At 46.6% G+C, this 13,453-nt stretch carries 14 protein-coding genes; 10 read left to right on the top strand and 4 right to left on the bottom strand.

Annotation, left to right across the window (positions count from 1 at the left end):
* Positions 1–87: 87 nt before the first annotated feature.
* Positions 88–486 (top strand): DUF1573 domain-containing protein, encoded by a 399-nt coding sequence (locus tag Q369_RS0113805; RefSeq protein WP_031528390.1) that lies wholly within the window; start codon positions 88–90, stop codon positions 484–486.
* An 87-nt stretch (positions 487–573) separates the two neighbouring features.
* Here the strand turns inward: Q369_RS0113805 and Q369_RS0113800 are convergent, their stop codons facing one another.
* Entirely contained in the window at positions 574–3,486 is a 2,913-nt protein-coding gene (locus Q369_RS0113800) for a putative LPS assembly protein LptD (RefSeq protein WP_031528389.1), read from the bottom strand.
* A 75-nt stretch (positions 3,487–3,561) separates the two neighbouring features.
* Here Q369_RS0113800 and Q369_RS0113795 point away from each other — a divergent pair, with 75 nt between their 5' ends.
* The 4 genes from Q369_RS0113795 (at position 3,562) to Q369_RS0113780 (ending at position 8,076) form a co-directional block, all read left to right on the top strand.
* The gene (locus tag Q369_RS0113795) at positions 3,562–4,356 is read left to right on the top strand and encodes an N-acetylmuramoyl-L-alanine amidase family protein (protein WP_031528388.1); all 795 of its coding nucleotides are present in this window, start codon (positions 3,562–3,564) and stop codon (positions 4,354–4,356) included.
* Between the two features lie 131 nt (positions 4,357–4,487).
* The gene (locus Q369_RS0113790; protein WP_031528387.1) at positions 4,488–5,453 is read left to right on the top strand and encodes an MlaD family protein; all 966 of its coding nucleotides are present in this window, start codon (positions 4,488–4,490) and stop codon (positions 5,451–5,453) included.
* Between the two features lie 88 nt (positions 5,454–5,541).
* Positions 5,542–7,155 (top strand): acyl-CoA carboxylase subunit beta, encoded by a 1,614-nt coding sequence (locus Q369_RS0113785; RefSeq protein ID WP_031528386.1) that lies wholly within the window; start codon positions 5,542–5,544, stop codon positions 7,153–7,155.
* Between the two features lie 42 nt (positions 7,156–7,197).
* Positions 7,198–8,076 carry an NAD(P)-dependent oxidoreductase gene (locus Q369_RS0113780; RefSeq protein WP_031528385.1) on the top strand — a complete coding sequence of 293 codons (879 nt, stop codon included), beginning with the start codon at positions 7,198–7,200 and terminating at the stop codon, positions 8,074–8,076.
* A gap of 67 nt (positions 8,077–8,143) precedes the next feature.
* Here Q369_RS0113780 and Q369_RS0113775 read toward each other — a convergent pair whose 3' ends face one another.
* The gene (locus tag Q369_RS0113775) at positions 8,144–8,428 is read right to left on the bottom strand and encodes a hypothetical protein (RefSeq protein WP_031528384.1); all 285 of its coding nucleotides are present in this window, start codon (positions 8,426–8,428) and stop codon (positions 8,144–8,146) included.
* Between the two features lie 94 nt (positions 8,429–8,522).
* On the opposite strand from Q369_RS0113775, the gene Q369_RS0113770 reads away from it, so the two are divergent.
* The 5 genes from Q369_RS0113770 (at position 8,523) to Q369_RS29870 (ending at position 11,663) form a co-directional block, all read left to right on the top strand.
* Positions 8,523–10,463: an SGNH/GDSL hydrolase family protein gene (locus tag Q369_RS0113770; RefSeq protein WP_031528383.1), complete on the top strand. Its 1,941-nt coding sequence runs from the start codon at positions 8,523–8,525 to the stop codon at positions 10,461–10,463.
* Between the two features lie 149 nt (positions 10,464–10,612).
* Positions 10,613–10,768, top strand: a complete 156-nt coding sequence (locus Q369_RS29485; RefSeq protein ID WP_310589003.1) for a DUF4160 domain-containing protein — start codon at positions 10,613–10,615, stop codon at positions 10,766–10,768.
* The gene (locus Q369_RS0113765) at positions 10,768–11,097 is read left to right on the top strand and encodes a DUF2442 domain-containing protein (RefSeq protein ID WP_051664062.1); all 330 of its coding nucleotides are present in this window, start codon (positions 10,768–10,770) and stop codon (positions 11,095–11,097) included. Before Q369_RS29485 ends, Q369_RS0113765 begins: the two co-directional genes overlap by 1 nt.
* Before the next feature lie 54 nt (positions 11,098–11,151).
* Positions 11,152–11,364: a hypothetical protein gene (locus Q369_RS0113760; protein WP_031528381.1), complete on the top strand. Its 213-nt coding sequence runs from the start codon at positions 11,152–11,154 to the stop codon at positions 11,362–11,364.
* A 29-nt stretch (positions 11,365–11,393) separates the two neighbouring features.
* The gene (locus Q369_RS29870; RefSeq protein ID WP_084165743.1) at positions 11,394–11,663 is read left to right on the top strand and encodes a type II toxin-antitoxin system RelE/ParE family toxin; all 270 of its coding nucleotides are present in this window, start codon (positions 11,394–11,396) and stop codon (positions 11,661–11,663) included.
* Between the two features lie 6 nt (positions 11,664–11,669).
* On the opposite strand, the gene Q369_RS0113750 is transcribed toward Q369_RS29870, so the two are convergent.
* The gene (locus Q369_RS0113750; RefSeq protein ID WP_031528380.1) at positions 11,670–12,581 is read right to left on the bottom strand and encodes a DUF1338 domain-containing protein; all 912 of its coding nucleotides are present in this window, start codon (positions 12,579–12,581) and stop codon (positions 11,670–11,672) included.
* 39 nt (positions 12,582–12,620) lie between these two features.
* Positions 12,621–13,424, bottom strand: a complete 804-nt coding sequence (gene proC, locus Q369_RS0113745; RefSeq protein WP_031528379.1) for a pyrroline-5-carboxylate reductase — start codon at positions 13,422–13,424, stop codon at positions 12,621–12,623.
* Positions 13,425–13,453: the final 29 nt, after the last annotated feature.

The raw sequence follows: 13,453 nt of genomic DNA, 5'->3' as shown, positions 1-13,453 counted from the left end.
TATTGGTTAACGATTATTAAATTTAATTTTTAAACATTAATCTTGTTTGCTAAATAGTTTTTCACCACTAAATGTATAGTCAAAGTTATGAAAGTATTTTTTTCAGCGCTGGTTCTATTGGTAGGCCTAAGTACCGTTAGTTTTGCTCAAAAAGGTGTTTTGAAATTCAAAGAGGAAACGCACAAGTTTGGTAAAGTACCTCAGGGAACACCAGTTACTCACGAGTTCGTCTTTACAAACACGGGCAGTGATCCGGTAGTTCTATCAAATGTGACAGTGTCTTGCGGATGTACTACTCCGGTTTGGTCAAAAGAGCCGGTACTACCAGGAAAAACAGGATCTGTAAAAGCTACTTTTAATGCAGCAGCAGCTGGTCCTTTCAATAAGCCTGTAACTGTTTTCAGTAACACAGAAGGTGGCTCTATTACACTTTACCTGAATGGCGAAGTTGTTCCGAAATCGGCAGCGAAGCCTTCTTCCAAGTAATCAAGCCAGAAGATCTTTTCAGGGCTGCCTTTCAGGCGGCCCTTTTTTGTGTGCAATGCAGGGCTTTACCGTTGCCAGTCTTGTAAGTTAGTAAGCCGATCTGTCGTAGAATGAGCGGCGGCGGGTCACTTTCAAATCTTGCAGAATGGCCGATTTAACCTTTAATGTGAAGCTGTAATTGCTCATACGTGCCGAGCTGCCGGCAAATGGAGTCCAGCTGAAACTCATATCCCAGCAATGCAAATCCCTGTAAAGGGTAAGTTGTGTGATCGTTGGAGAGAATGCGACAAAGTCAAAACCGCTGCTTACGCTGATTTTGAAGTTCTTGGACAAGCTCAGGTCGCCCGTCGCCTGCACCGCCTGGATCAGGCTGGCGCGTGATAAGCCGGGCTTTGTCAGGCCGAAGTTATAGTTGAGCGAAAGCGTCCAGGGTACATTGAAATCTACATACAGCTCCGGGTTTTGCGCAATGAATTCCCGCTGCTCCTCTGTGGCTGTGTTAGCCGGGTCAGTCGTAGCGCCATTCACTGCCGGTGTTTTGGTTTTGTCAGAACCTTTCGGTGCAAAGCTGGTACCTAATGTAAAGCCCAGGTTTTGAAGATTGGCCAAGCCCTGCCCCTGCGTAATTGCGTATTTATTCACCCGGTATCCTACCTGATTGGTCATAATGTTCGGGTTAGCCTCGTAGGCGTACGGATCGAGGTTCATATTGAAGTTAAGATTCAGGTTGCGGCCGATCCTTGCATTCGCATTGACAGTTATGTTGGAAAGATTAAGAGAGTCGGCCAGCAGGTTATAGCTTCCGCCCAAACTCAAATTGTCCAATAAGGATACCTTCTCAAACTGTGCCGCAGCCGTGTCGCTTTTCGATTTAAGCTTCATTTCAAACGAGTTGTTCAAACTGAATGAAACCACACTGCTCGCCCGTCCGTTCCCGACACCCTGACCAATTCCACGGAACCTCGAAAGCGAGTATTCCTTTACTTCTCCTTCTCTGTCCCTTACATTGATTTTCTGGTAAAAACCAAAAGCATCACCAGTGAAGTCAGGTGTGTAAGTAAATGAAAGAGAGGGAATTACTGTATGTCGGATCGCTTCCAGCCGCCGACCTCTGATGAAGAATGTACCGTAAAAACGTGTGTTAACACCTGCTCCAAAGTTGTAGGAGTATTCGGTACCAGCTTGCCGCAAAGTGTCTATTCGGACCCTGTTTGCTGTTGTGTCGACCGAATAGGCATATTGCTTTGTGAAAACTTCTCCATTCAGCGAAAGACTTGGCGTTACATTCACAAACCGCAGTACTTTAAAGTTGGGCAGCGAGATGGGTAAGCTGTACCGCCCTGTAAATTGCGCGTCTTTAAGCATTTCCGGCAATGTATTCAGATTGAAGGGAACCACCTTTGTTACTCCCACACGCGTAGGGTCGACAGAGTTCTCAATCTGGAAACCCAGACGGGTGGCAGATGTATCAATTGGAGTCAGCGAATTCGTCAATGCGTAGTTACCGCTGAAATCCAGACCCAGACGGAAGCTTTCGTACCAACGGCCGCGCCCGCCTTTCAATGCAAACGGGGCAATCTGGTTGATACCAAAACTGAAATCAGTAGAAACGTTTGTCTTACCATTTTCACGTAATTGCGTCTGAGGATTGATCTGCCCAAAGTTTTGGTTGACACGCAAGCTGGCCGCCGCTCTCGCATACTGCCCGAAAGTACGGTTATACTGAACAGACGAGCTCGCTACGTTGGATGTATATCGATCGGTTTCGAATGCCTGCAATTGATTGTAGCTGTTGCTGCTCACATTCACATTAGCGGAGAATTGCGAGTTGCCTCTTGGTTTAGGAGAATGCGACCATACTATGCTGAAATCGTTGGTTACGCCTCGGCCGATGAGCCTGTCAATTTCGTCGCTTGGTTTATTTCTATTAAACCGGAATGAGAAGTTACCACTGTATTGGTAGCGTTTGATGTAGGTAGAAGCGACCCCCAACCCCCAGCTTCCGGAAGAATAGATCTGCCCGGTCAGGATTGCATTTACATATTCATTGATCGCAAAGTAGTAGCCGCCTTCACGCAGGTAGAATCCGCGACCGTTTGGCTCCTCGCCATAAGTAGGGACAATGATCCCGCTGGTACCACTCTCTTTTTTCTTGGGAAATGGAAAAAAACCAAAAGGCAATGCAATGGGAAGTGGAACGTCGCTGATCACCAGGTTAAATGGTCCTGAGATCACCTGCTTTTTGTTCACCATCTTGATCTTTGGCGCATTGATAAAGTAGTGCGGGTGCGTCAGGTTACAGGTGGTGTACATCGAGTGACGGATGTAGAAATTGCCCTCTGCATCTTTCTTAACCTTTTCCCCCCGGATATTACCGTCCCCTTCCTGAGTTACAATCCCCTGAATCAGCGCTTTCTGAGATTTGAAGTTGTACCTGATCTCCTTGGTATTGTAAGTTTCAGGACCGTCCTGGAAAATAGGCTCGCCTGCCATTTTCTTGGCTGTAGAATCGTAGGTACCTATTGCATATACTTCGTTGGTGACCCAGTTGAGGCGGATATAATTGGCTTTCAGATTAATGGCCCCATATTTTACCTCTGCGTCTCCATACAGATGCACCTGTTTAAGGACTGCATCCATAATGGTCGAATCGACTGCGGTGTACTCGACTGTATTTTGTAAATCGTCGGGATTTGAAATAGTATCAGCCGCAACGGAGTCAGCCCGCGTAGAGTCGGCAAGATTGGCGCGCAATGAATCCGCTGCCGTAACTAGCTGGGACGTACGAGGGTTACCGGTACCTGAAGTGTCGGTGCCAGGCTTTTGTTTATCGGTAAGGAGAGGATCGGTTGATTGCTTTTCAGAAGAAGAAACATTCTGCTTACTCTGTTTTTTCCCGGCCCCTTTGGAGCGTTGCTGCACACAGGCTAAAGTGCTGAACAGGAGAAACGCCGCGACCACTGACGATATAATAATCGCCTTTCTTTTCAGTTTTAACAAATAGAGTATTTTTGCATAACGATTTTCAAAATTAGCAGAGAAACCTCGAACGAGTAACGCCCCAATTAAAAAATAATGTTAAAAGTTCTTAAATCAGTAATTGCTGCAAGTTTCCTGCTGGCAAGTCTTGCTTTCGTATTTCAACAGGAACCCGCAGCTTCCAAATCAAGTAAGGTAAAAACAGTGGTAATTGATGCGGGTCACGGAGGAAAGGACCCTGGAACAAGAGGGCGGAACACGAAGGAGAAAGATGTTGCATTGAGCGTGGCGCTTGAACTAGGCAGGAAGATCAAGGACGCAACCCCGGATGTAAAAGTACTGTATACCAGGTCCACAGATGTTTTTATAGAACTAGGCGAACGTTCCGCATTTGCCAACCGCAATAACGCTGATCTTTTTATCTCCATTCACTGCAATGCAACCCCGCGGTCCAAAACTGTTCACGGTACCGAAACCTTCGTAATGGGTTTGCACAAAACAGAAGGTAACCTGGAAGTAGCGCGGAGGGAGAACTCGGTAATCTTGCAGGAAACCAACTACAAGCAGAAATACAAAGGTTTTGATCCTAACTCGCCACTGGCCCACATTATGCTGGCCAACTACCAGAGCGCATTCATTTCGAGCAGCTTGCGCCTCGCCGATTTGATCGAGAAAAAATTCCAATCCGTTTCTGATCGGGAAAGCCGCGGCGTGAAACAGGCCGGGTTCCTTGTTTTGTGGCGCTGCGCAATGCCCAGTGTGCTGATCGAAACAGGCTTTTTGTCTACCCCCGACGAAGAAGATTACCTCAGCTCAAAGGACGGACAAGAGGAAGTAGCAGAGTCAATTCACCAGGCATTTATGGCGTATAAAAAAGATATGGACCGTTAAGTAACCGGTTCACAGATGTTTTGAATTGTCAAAACAATTTTTGATAATTTGATGTTGCTCTTTAAGCAACCGAATTAAACTTAATACTGCCCATACCTGCCCCCTGATTAATGCAGGAAATTACTTAGTCCATGAAATTATCAAGAGAAGCAAAGGTTGGAATAATGGCTGTTGCCGCAATGGTAATGCTCTATTTCGGCTTCCATATCCTCAAAGGTTCCGACGTTTTCTCAAGAACCAACCAGTATTATGTGATTTATGACAATATCGATGGTCTCACAGCATCCAATCCTGTCCTGCTCAATGGACTGAATATTGGTCGGGTACGGGAAATCAGGCTGTTGCAGGATCGTGAAAACCAGCTGCTGGTTTCACTTGACATTCAAAAGGGTGTCGCAGTTCCTGGCGGAAGCGCGGCCATTCTAGCAGATGGCGGTTTGCTCGGCGGGAAAGTGATTCATTTGTCGGCAGGAACCGGAGCCCCGATGCAGGATGGTGATACGCTTCTTGCCAAAAAAGAGGCAGGTATTACAACCGTTTTGCAGCAGCAGGCATTGCCGCTTGTGACCCACGCCGACTCGCTGATCAAAAATCTGAACCAGGTGGTATCGGGTTTTGAAGAAACCGGGCTCATTTTGAATCAGGTTCTTAAAAACTATAATCAAACAGGCAGCAGTCTGCAGGGATTATTAAATGAAAACCGCACAAATCTGCTCACGCTTACTTCCAATCTGAACAAGCTGTCAACATCTCTGGTGGAAACCGAAAAGGAGATCAAACCGCTTTTGACCAAAACAGGTACATTGGCGGATTCACTGAATGCATTGCAGCTGGGAGAAACAGTCCGCAATGCGAACCGCACGATCGGCGAGCTGCATAACTTGCTCGCGAGTGTAGAATCCGGTAAAGGAACTGCCGGCAAGCTGATCAAAGACGAGACACTTTACACAAATATTGATCGGACGATCGTAAGCCTCAATAAGTTGCTGACCAATCTGAGAGAACATCCGAAACGATATATCAACATTTCAGTTTTTGGTAAAAAAGACAAAGGCCCGTCGGAATCCCCGCTGGATACCGCAACGGTGATCAAATAAGAAAGTATTTCTCAATAAGTATGAAAGTCGTTTGCTTGCGGGTAAACGACTTTTTATTTTGTGAAATAATCCACACTTCATCTGTCCTATGACTACACAGGAAAGCCTACCGCAACTGCTGCAAATTCTCCGCCAAAAATATGATCAGGTGAAACTGGGCGGCGGAGTCAAGAAGATCGAAGCGCAGCACAAAAAAGGAAAGCTCACTGCCCGCGAAAGGATTGATTACCTCATTGACACAGAATCACAATTCGTGGAAATTGGTGCATTCGTGGCTGATAAAATGTATGTCGAAGAAGGCGGCTGTCCCTCAGGTGGCGTAGTAGCCGGCATCGGAATAGTATCAGGAAAGCAATGCATGATCGTTGCCAACGACGCGACCGTCAAGGCCGGCGCCTGGTTTCCGATTGCAGCCAAGAAAAACCTCCGCGCCCAGGAAATAGCCATGGAAAACCGCCTGCCTGTGATCTATCTGGTGGATAGCGCCGGCGTTTATCTTCCCATGCAAGCAGAGGTATTTGCGGATAAAGAACATTTCGGGCGGATTTTCAGGAACAATGCACAAATGTCGGCAATGGGAATTGTGCAGCTTTCCGCGATCATGGGGAGCTGTGTGGCGGGCGGTGCTTACCTCCCCATTATGTCAGACGAAGCTTTTATCGTGGAAGGTACCGGGTCTGTTTTTCTGGCCGGGCCTTATCTGGTAAAATCATCCATTGGCGAAGATGTAGATGCCGAGGTACTCGGTGGTGCAGCAATGCATTGCGAGATTTCAGGTGTAACAGATAACAAATTTCCCGACGATAAATCGTGCCTTGATGCGATCCGTCGGCATATTGATAAGATTGGAAAACCACTCTCGGCTGGATTTGACAGGAAACCACCAATAGCTCCACTCCGCAATCCCGAAGAAATATATACGCTGCTTCCCGTTGACAGGCTGAAACCCTATGATGTGTTTCCTATTCTGGAATGCATTGTCGACGGTTCTGAGCTGGACGAATATAAGCCTGACTACGGCAAGACTTTGATCTGCGCTTATGCCCGAATCGACGGTTGGGCCGTAGGAATTGTAGCGAACCAGCGGAAAATGGTGAAATCTGGCAAAGGCGAAATGCAAATGGGCGGCGTGATCTATGGTGAGTCTGCCGACAAGGCTGCGCGGTTTATCATGAACTGCAACCAGAAAAAGATCCCGCTCATATTCTTCCACGACGTGACCGGATTCATGGTCGGCAGCCGCGCTGAGCAAGGTGGTATCATCAAAGACGGGGCGAAAATGGTCAATGCAGTTGCTAATTCGGTTGTGCCGAAGTTTACATTCATTATCGGCAATTCTTATGGAGCAGGTAACTATGCAATGTGTGGAAAGGCCTATGATCCGAGATTGATTTTTGCGTGGCCGACTGCGCAAATGGCCGTGATGAGTGGCGCCACCGCAGCAAAAACGCTGTTACAGGTGCAAACAGCCACATTAAAAGCAAGAGGAGAAGTAATCACACCGGAGCAGGAAGAGAAGTTACTAAAAGAGATTACTGACCGCTACAACGAGGAGCTCTCGCCTTACTATGCTGCCGCGCGGCTCTGGGTTGACGGGATTATCGATCCTGTGGAGACGAGAACTATTATCTCAACCGGAATACAAGCCGCCGACCAGGCTCCGATCGAAAAACCCTTCAATGTTGGAATTATGCAGGTTTAAATCGCATTCATTAAGTATTCATATCCACATATCAATTGTATTATGGCTGAAAAAATAGCATTTCTGGGGCTTGGTAACCTGGGTTCACCAATAGCAGAAAGATTGATTGATTCGGGCTTTGAGCTGACAGTCTGGAACCGGACCAGCTCGAAAGCGGAGCCGCTGGCTAAGTCAGGCGCGAAAGTGGCAGGTAGTCCGGTCGAAGCAATCGTTCCCGGCGGAATTGTGTTCTCTGTGCTTGCAGATGATAATGCCGTTGAGACAACATTTTCTGAGGAACTGCTGGCAAAGCTGGGCGAAGGCGCATTGCACGTTTCCATGAGTACGATCTCACCTGATTGTTCAAGAAAGTTAGCCGAAACGCATAAAAAACACGGCGTAAGTTACGTAGCGGCGCCAATCTTCGCGCGGCCCGACGCGGTGCGTTCGGGAATGGGGAATATCGTTATTTCAGGGGAAGCATCAGCCCGGGAGCGTGTAAAACCTTTGGTACAAAACTTCGTAAAAGGCATTTTCGATTTCGGGGATGATCCCGGCGCTGCAAATGTGGTGAAGCTTTGCGGTAACTTCATGATTGCTGCGAGCCTTGAAATGATGGCAGAAGCATTTACGCTGGCTGAAAAAAGCGGTATCCCGCGCCAGAACATTTATGATATGCTCACATCTACCTTGTTTGCGGCACCCATATTTCAAAATTATGGCAAAATGGTGGCGCAGCATACCTACGAACCGGTACTGTTCAGCCTGCCACTTGGCTTGAAAGACATTAACCTTGCATTACAGGCTTCTGCCAATGTAAATGCACCCATGCCGCTGGCTGATCTGGTTAAAAACCGCTTTGTATCCGCGTTGGCAAAAGACCGGGCTCACCTGGATTGGGTAGCGCTGGCAAAAGGCGCATCTGACGATGCCGGACTTTAAACCATCACATCTGAAAACGAGAAAAGCTGCATCACGCAGCTTTTCTCGTTTAAATGGAAGTAGGAGACTACTCTCTGATTTCCATTAACATCTCATCAGTAATATTGTTTTTCTCCTTGAAATCCGATACGGTTTCTGTAAAAGAATTATGGAGTGTTTCCACGTTTTCCAGGTTTTTATAAGCACCGTCGTAAATCTCATTGAGTGATTTATCAAGGTCCTGAATGTTCAGGTTCATATTTTCTGTTTCAATCTGTCCGATTTTCTTGATCACGGCAGTTTCACTGTTTTTCAAATCTTCAATTTCACGGAGAATCTTCTCCATCGATTTAAACTTCTCGATCTTATCCATAAGTTCCTAGCTTGTTTGAATGAACTACACTCAAATATCATACCATTGAAATAGTCAGTGCGGTAAATCTTCCCTGATCTCAACTTTACTGATTATGGTAAAAAATTACGTAAAACGGTTCTTTATAGGCGTTTTGGTGCTCACGACGCACGTTATTGTCGCACAGAACCCGGAAAAAACCACTTCCTGGAAAGGGTTTGAAAAGGTAACATTCACATTCGAGAACCGGGAAGCCTGGTACATAAAGCCAGCTAAGGAAATCCCGGGCAAACCGTGGGTTTGGCGGGCACATTTCCCCACCTGGCACACCGAAATGGATAGTATCCTGCTGTCGCGAGGCTTTCACATTGCCTATGTAAATACCAATGACATGTTTGCACATCCCCAAGCAATGCAGGTGTGGGATGCTTTTTACGATTACCTGGTCAAACAAAAACAGTTTGCTCCCAAAGTGGCATTGGAAGGAGTAAGTCGGGGCGGCTTGTATGTGTATGGTTGGGCAAAAAGAAACCCGGACAAGGTAAGCTGCATTTACGCCGAGGCGCCGGTATGCGATCCCAAAAGCTGGCCGGGCGGGAAAGGAAAAGGGCCGGGTTCGGAAAAGGACTGGGCTGAGTGGCTTAAACTGTTCGGCGTGAATGAGGAGCAAGCAGCCAAATTCACTGATATCCCATTAAACGATCTTGCCGGATTAGCTGCGTACAAAGTGCCGGTAGTTCATGTGATTGGTTTAAATGACAAGTTGGTTCCTCCTGCCGAAAACAGTGACTTACTGATTGAAAACTATCAGCAGCTTGGCGGACCGGTTGCGGTTTACCCGATGACACGCGGCGAACAAACGCTGGAAGGGCACCATTTCCCAATTGAACATCCCGAATTCTTCGCTAGTTTCATCGAGCAAAACAGTGTTCCGGTAGCGAAGCCACTTCCGCATGAACCTTACATGGAGGTAAATGCGGGATTGAAGAATGCATTCGAGAAGTTCAAAACAACCAGAAAAGGCACTGTCGCATTCCTGGGCGGCTCGATCACGCACAATCCGGGTTGGCGGAATAAGACCTCGCAATATTTGCAGGAACGTTTTCCTGACACTGAGTTTACCTTCATCGCCGCAGGTATCCCGTCGCTTGGGAGTACGCCGCACGCATTCCGGTTTAGCCGCGACGTTTTGTCAAAAGGAACTCCCGATCTGTTGTTTCTCGAATCGGCTGTAAATGACCGGGGAAATGGATTTAGCGAAAAAGCGCAGGTTCGCGCGCTGGAAGGTATCGTCAGGCAAATGCACGCAGTGAACCCGAAAGCGAATGTCGTGTTAATGGCTTTCGCAGAACCGTTGAAAAATGCCGACTACGAGAAAGGGAAAGAGCCTAAGGAAGTGGCAGTGCACCAGCGCATTGCGAGATATTACGGAACTGCATTCATCAATCTTGCCAAAGAAGTCTACGACAGGATTAAAGCCGGGGAATTTTCGTGGGAATACGATTTCAAGGATTTACATCCGTCTCCATTTGGGCAGGAGATTTATTTTCAGACTATCAAAGAATTGTTGAAAAAGGATTTCAGTAACGCCGAGATATCGGGCCAGTTCCCAACTGCAATTGATAAATTCTCCTACGAAAAGGCAAGTTACCACTCCATTGAAGAGGCTAAAAACCGCAATGCATTTACATTAAATCCGAGCTGGAAGCCGGCTACAGAACTGTCTACCCGCGAAGGATTTGTTGGTGTACCAATGCTGGTTGGCGAAACTGCAAATGCGTCTTTCGAGCTGCCGTTTAAAGGTCGCGGCGTGGGGATAGCGATCATTTCCGGTCCGGATGCGGGGATCATTTCGTACGCTATCGACGGCAAGAAACCTAAAATGCTGGATCTTTTTACAAGGTGGAGTACGCAGCTGCATTTACCCTGGTACCTCATGCTCGACGACGAATTATCCGCTGGCAAGCACACATTGACAGTGACAATCTCTTCTGAAAAGAACACGGAAAGCATCGGTACCGCCTGCCGGATCGTGCACTTTCTGGTTGCAGAATAAAGGTTATTTTTGTGGGACAACTAACACACTATCCGTTAAACATATGCCAGAGATACCCGTTTTTTCGGAATTGTAATTTTTATGTATTTTAAAGACCACCTTCCGCCGCATTTCATGCGGAATATGCCGGGCAGGAGGCGCAATTCTCGATTGAGTCCGGCAATATACTGGCAAGAGATTTACCTCGTAAACAAATCCGCCTTGTGCAGGCTTGGGTTGAACTTCACAGGGAAGAGTTGTATATTAACTACTTCGAGTCTCAGAAAGACAATGCTCAGTTCAGGAAAATCAGACCTTTGCAATAATGAATCCCAGGATCAAAAAGATAATAGCAATCGACGCTTTTGTGATCACTGCGTTGTGGTCAGACGGAGTCGTGCGGGTCATTGACTTCGGGGCTTTTTTGGCTGAGTATTTTCAAAAACCAGAGAGTATTTACTTTCAACTGTTACAAACAGATACTTTTAAAAAAGCGAAAACTGACGGCAGGACAATTTACTGGGACGATCTGGCTTCAATAATCGATTACAATGGAGCTCCGATCGCAGCCCCGCTCGATTTTGATCCCGACGTTTTATATGAAATTTCAGAACCTTTGAGCTCGGTTACTTCCCGGATCGATTCTAACTTTTAAGTATTTAAAAGTAATTCATATATTAACAGTACGCTTTCAAGAAATTAAACCCGTATGAGTCAAGACGATCTTAAATCCAGCCTGCACGCGTTGATAGATGGTATCGACGATACCGCAGTTTTGCAGGCGTATCTCATTCTACTTTCTCGCGAGGCCAAATCGCAAGAAGATTTCTGGGAAGTTCTTGACGATAAAACAAAAGCAGCGATCGTGGAAGGATTATCCGATTTCGATTCTGGAAAACATTCTGATTCTTTGATCACATGAAGTCCACCTATGGCATTGAACGTTAGACTATATCTGACAGAGCTCGCGGGGATATAGAGGAAATAGCGGCCTATTTAGCCGCTCGCTGGTCAGAGAAAGCCAAGCTAGACTTTCTTCTAAGCCTTACCCAACAAATTGATCTAATCAGTAAAATGCCTTACATGTACCGGGCATCAGCGTCGAAATCTGGTGTGCGTGAATGTGTAATGAAGAAGCACACTTTGATCTACTATGAAATTGTGAACGATGACTTAATCAGAATTCTGACGATTCGTAACACAAGAAAAGAAAGCATTTGAAGTCCCTCACTTCCCAGTCTGCGTAGTGTAAGTACTCTCGAAAATCTTGTCCGCATTGCCAGCTTCGAAACCATCTCTGCGGTGTTTTCTTAAAACTTCTGCAGCAGGAATGTCTTTGAAATCAGGCAGCACTTTTCGTTCGGCAAACTCTACGTAAGAACCAGAAATCCGCAATTTTTCGCCATTTGCAAATTTCGCGTCGATCATTTCGGCAATAGTCGAGCTTTGCAGTAAGCCTCCGTCCGGACTTACTTTGATCTTTCCGCCCGAAGTATTCAGTTTTATCCCGATATCCTCTAAAAAAGCATTGAAGTCAGCAACAGTATTGTAGCCTTCGGGAAGGTTATGTACGCTGATCGTGAAGTGATTGAGGTAATATCTGTTGTAAATCACCCAAGCCGCATATTCGCTTTCTTTTAGTAAAGTCTGATAATCCGAGACCGTGGGCGTGCGCCACAGCGGCTTGTGAAGAAATGCATCTACTTCCAGCCCATTGTCCAGATCGAGCGAATCAGCAGGGTCGCTTGTTACTTCGTCGGTGTAGCTACGGATAATGCGTTGTGCCTCTTCCGAAAGATCGCCTACGCGCAGCTCGCTGACGAAAATGCGAGGGTCAGTCTCGCGTGGCGGACTGTACCACCAGGCATCCAGCTTTTTCCCTTCAAAAAAATAATGGTCGCGCTTTTCATAACCATAATGCAGGAAAATCTTCTCGAACGATTGCACACCAAGTTGAGGCACACCCATTGTCCGGAATGCAATATGGTCGTTTTCAATTTCGTCGGCACTTTTGATAATACCTGTGCGCACCATCGCATTCAGGATAGTGCCCACATCAGGCACGCGCTCTTTGTACCTCCGCATCAGGCCGTTCAGGACAATGTCCAGTGTAGCCAGTTTGTCTGATCTTGCTTCCATTATTTGTTGATTGAATGTGTGTAAAACTTGAAAAGGAATTTAGCCTTTCGATAGTTCAGTCGACCTTACCTGCGCAGCGATAATGCCTTTTTTCAAAGTATCATCCAATTCTCCGCCTTCAAATTCCCGCAGAGCAGCCTCTGTTGTTCCGCCTTTGGAAGCTACTGCTTTGATCAGGTCATCGAGTGACTTGTCCGCCGTATTGATCAGGTGGTAAGAGCCAAGCATGGTTTGCTTCACAAGCAATGCAGCCACAGATTCCTCGAAACCCATTTGTTTTCCAGCATCGATCATCGCTTTCACCACATAAAAGAAATAAGCCGGCCCGCTGCCGCTCAGTGCAGTAACTGCATTCAGCTGTTCTTCATTTTCCAGGAAGACTGACCTTCCCGTTGCATTGATCAGGTTTTCGACCCTTCTTAACTGCTGTATATCCACTTCAGGCGAAGCTGCGTAGGCAGTAATGCCCATTCCCAGCATCGCCGGCGTATTCGGCATCGCGCGGATCACCGCTTTATGCTGTAATGTATTTTGAATACTTTGAATCGTAATACCGGCCATAATAGACAGAACGACCTGATTGGGCTTTACTACTTCTCGTAAACTATCGCCTACCGACGCAAAATCCTGCGGCTTCACGGACAGGATAATCAGGTCATATTCGCCGATCTGCGGCCCGATCACGCCAGTAATCACGCCTGGTTGAAAACTGGTCAGGCTCTCCATTCGGTCGACGCTTTTCTCTACCAGTAAAAAGTCTTCTTTTTTAACAAGGTCAAATTTGAGAAAGGCACGCGCAAACGCCATTCCCATGTTGCCGCAGCCGATAATTGCGATTTTCATTTTAAAATTAATAACAGATAAATGGTTAG

Origin of the sequence: Dyadobacter crusticola DSM 16708, assembly GCF_000701505.1 — a bacterium.
Classification (GTDB): domain Bacteria; phylum Bacteroidota; class Bacteroidia; order Cytophagales; family Spirosomataceae; genus Dyadobacter; species Dyadobacter crusticola.
Note: the sequence above shows the minus strand (reverse complement) of the source record. Positions and strands in the feature narration are given on the sequence as shown.

What these genes read in the sequence shown, in the direction of transcription:
- Q369_RS0113805 (WP_031528390.1), top strand. Translation starts at nt 88, where the DNA reads ATGAAAGTATTTTTTTCAGCGCTGGTTCTATTGGTAGGCCTAAGTACC.
- Q369_RS0113795 (WP_031528388.1), top strand. Translation starts at nt 3,562, where the DNA reads ATGTTAAAAGTTCTTAAATCAGTAATTGCTGCAAGTTTCCTGCTGGCA.
- Q369_RS0113790 (WP_031528387.1), top strand. Translation starts at nt 4,488, where the DNA reads ATGAAATTATCAAGAGAAGCAAAGGTTGGAATAATGGCTGTTGCCGCA.
- Q369_RS0113785 (WP_031528386.1), top strand. Translation starts at nt 5,542, where the DNA reads ATGACTACACAGGAAAGCCTACCGCAACTGCTGCAAATTCTCCGCCAA.
- Q369_RS0113780 (WP_031528385.1), top strand. Translation starts at nt 7,198, where the DNA reads ATGGCTGAAAAAATAGCATTTCTGGGGCTTGGTAACCTGGGTTCACCA.
- Q369_RS0113775 (WP_031528384.1), bottom strand. Translation starts at nt 8,428, where the DNA reads ATGGATAAGATCGAGAAGTTTAAATCGATGGAGAAGATTCTCCGTGAA.
- Q369_RS0113770 (WP_031528383.1), top strand. Translation starts at nt 8,523, where the DNA reads ATGGTAAAAAATTACGTAAAACGGTTCTTTATAGGCGTTTTGGTGCTC.
- Q369_RS0113765 (WP_051664062.1), top strand. Translation starts at nt 10,768, where the DNA reads ATGAATCCCAGGATCAAAAAGATAATAGCAATCGACGCTTTTGTGATC.
- Q369_RS0113760 (WP_031528381.1), top strand. Translation starts at nt 11,152, where the DNA reads ATGAGTCAAGACGATCTTAAATCCAGCCTGCACGCGTTGATAGATGGT.
- Q369_RS0113750 (WP_031528380.1), bottom strand. Translation starts at nt 12,581, where the DNA reads ATGGAAGCAAGATCAGACAAACTGGCTACACTGGACATTGTCCTGAAC.
- proC (WP_031528379.1), bottom strand. Translation starts at nt 13,424, where the DNA reads ATGAAAATCGCAATTATCGGCTGCGGCAACATGGGAATGGCGTTTGCG.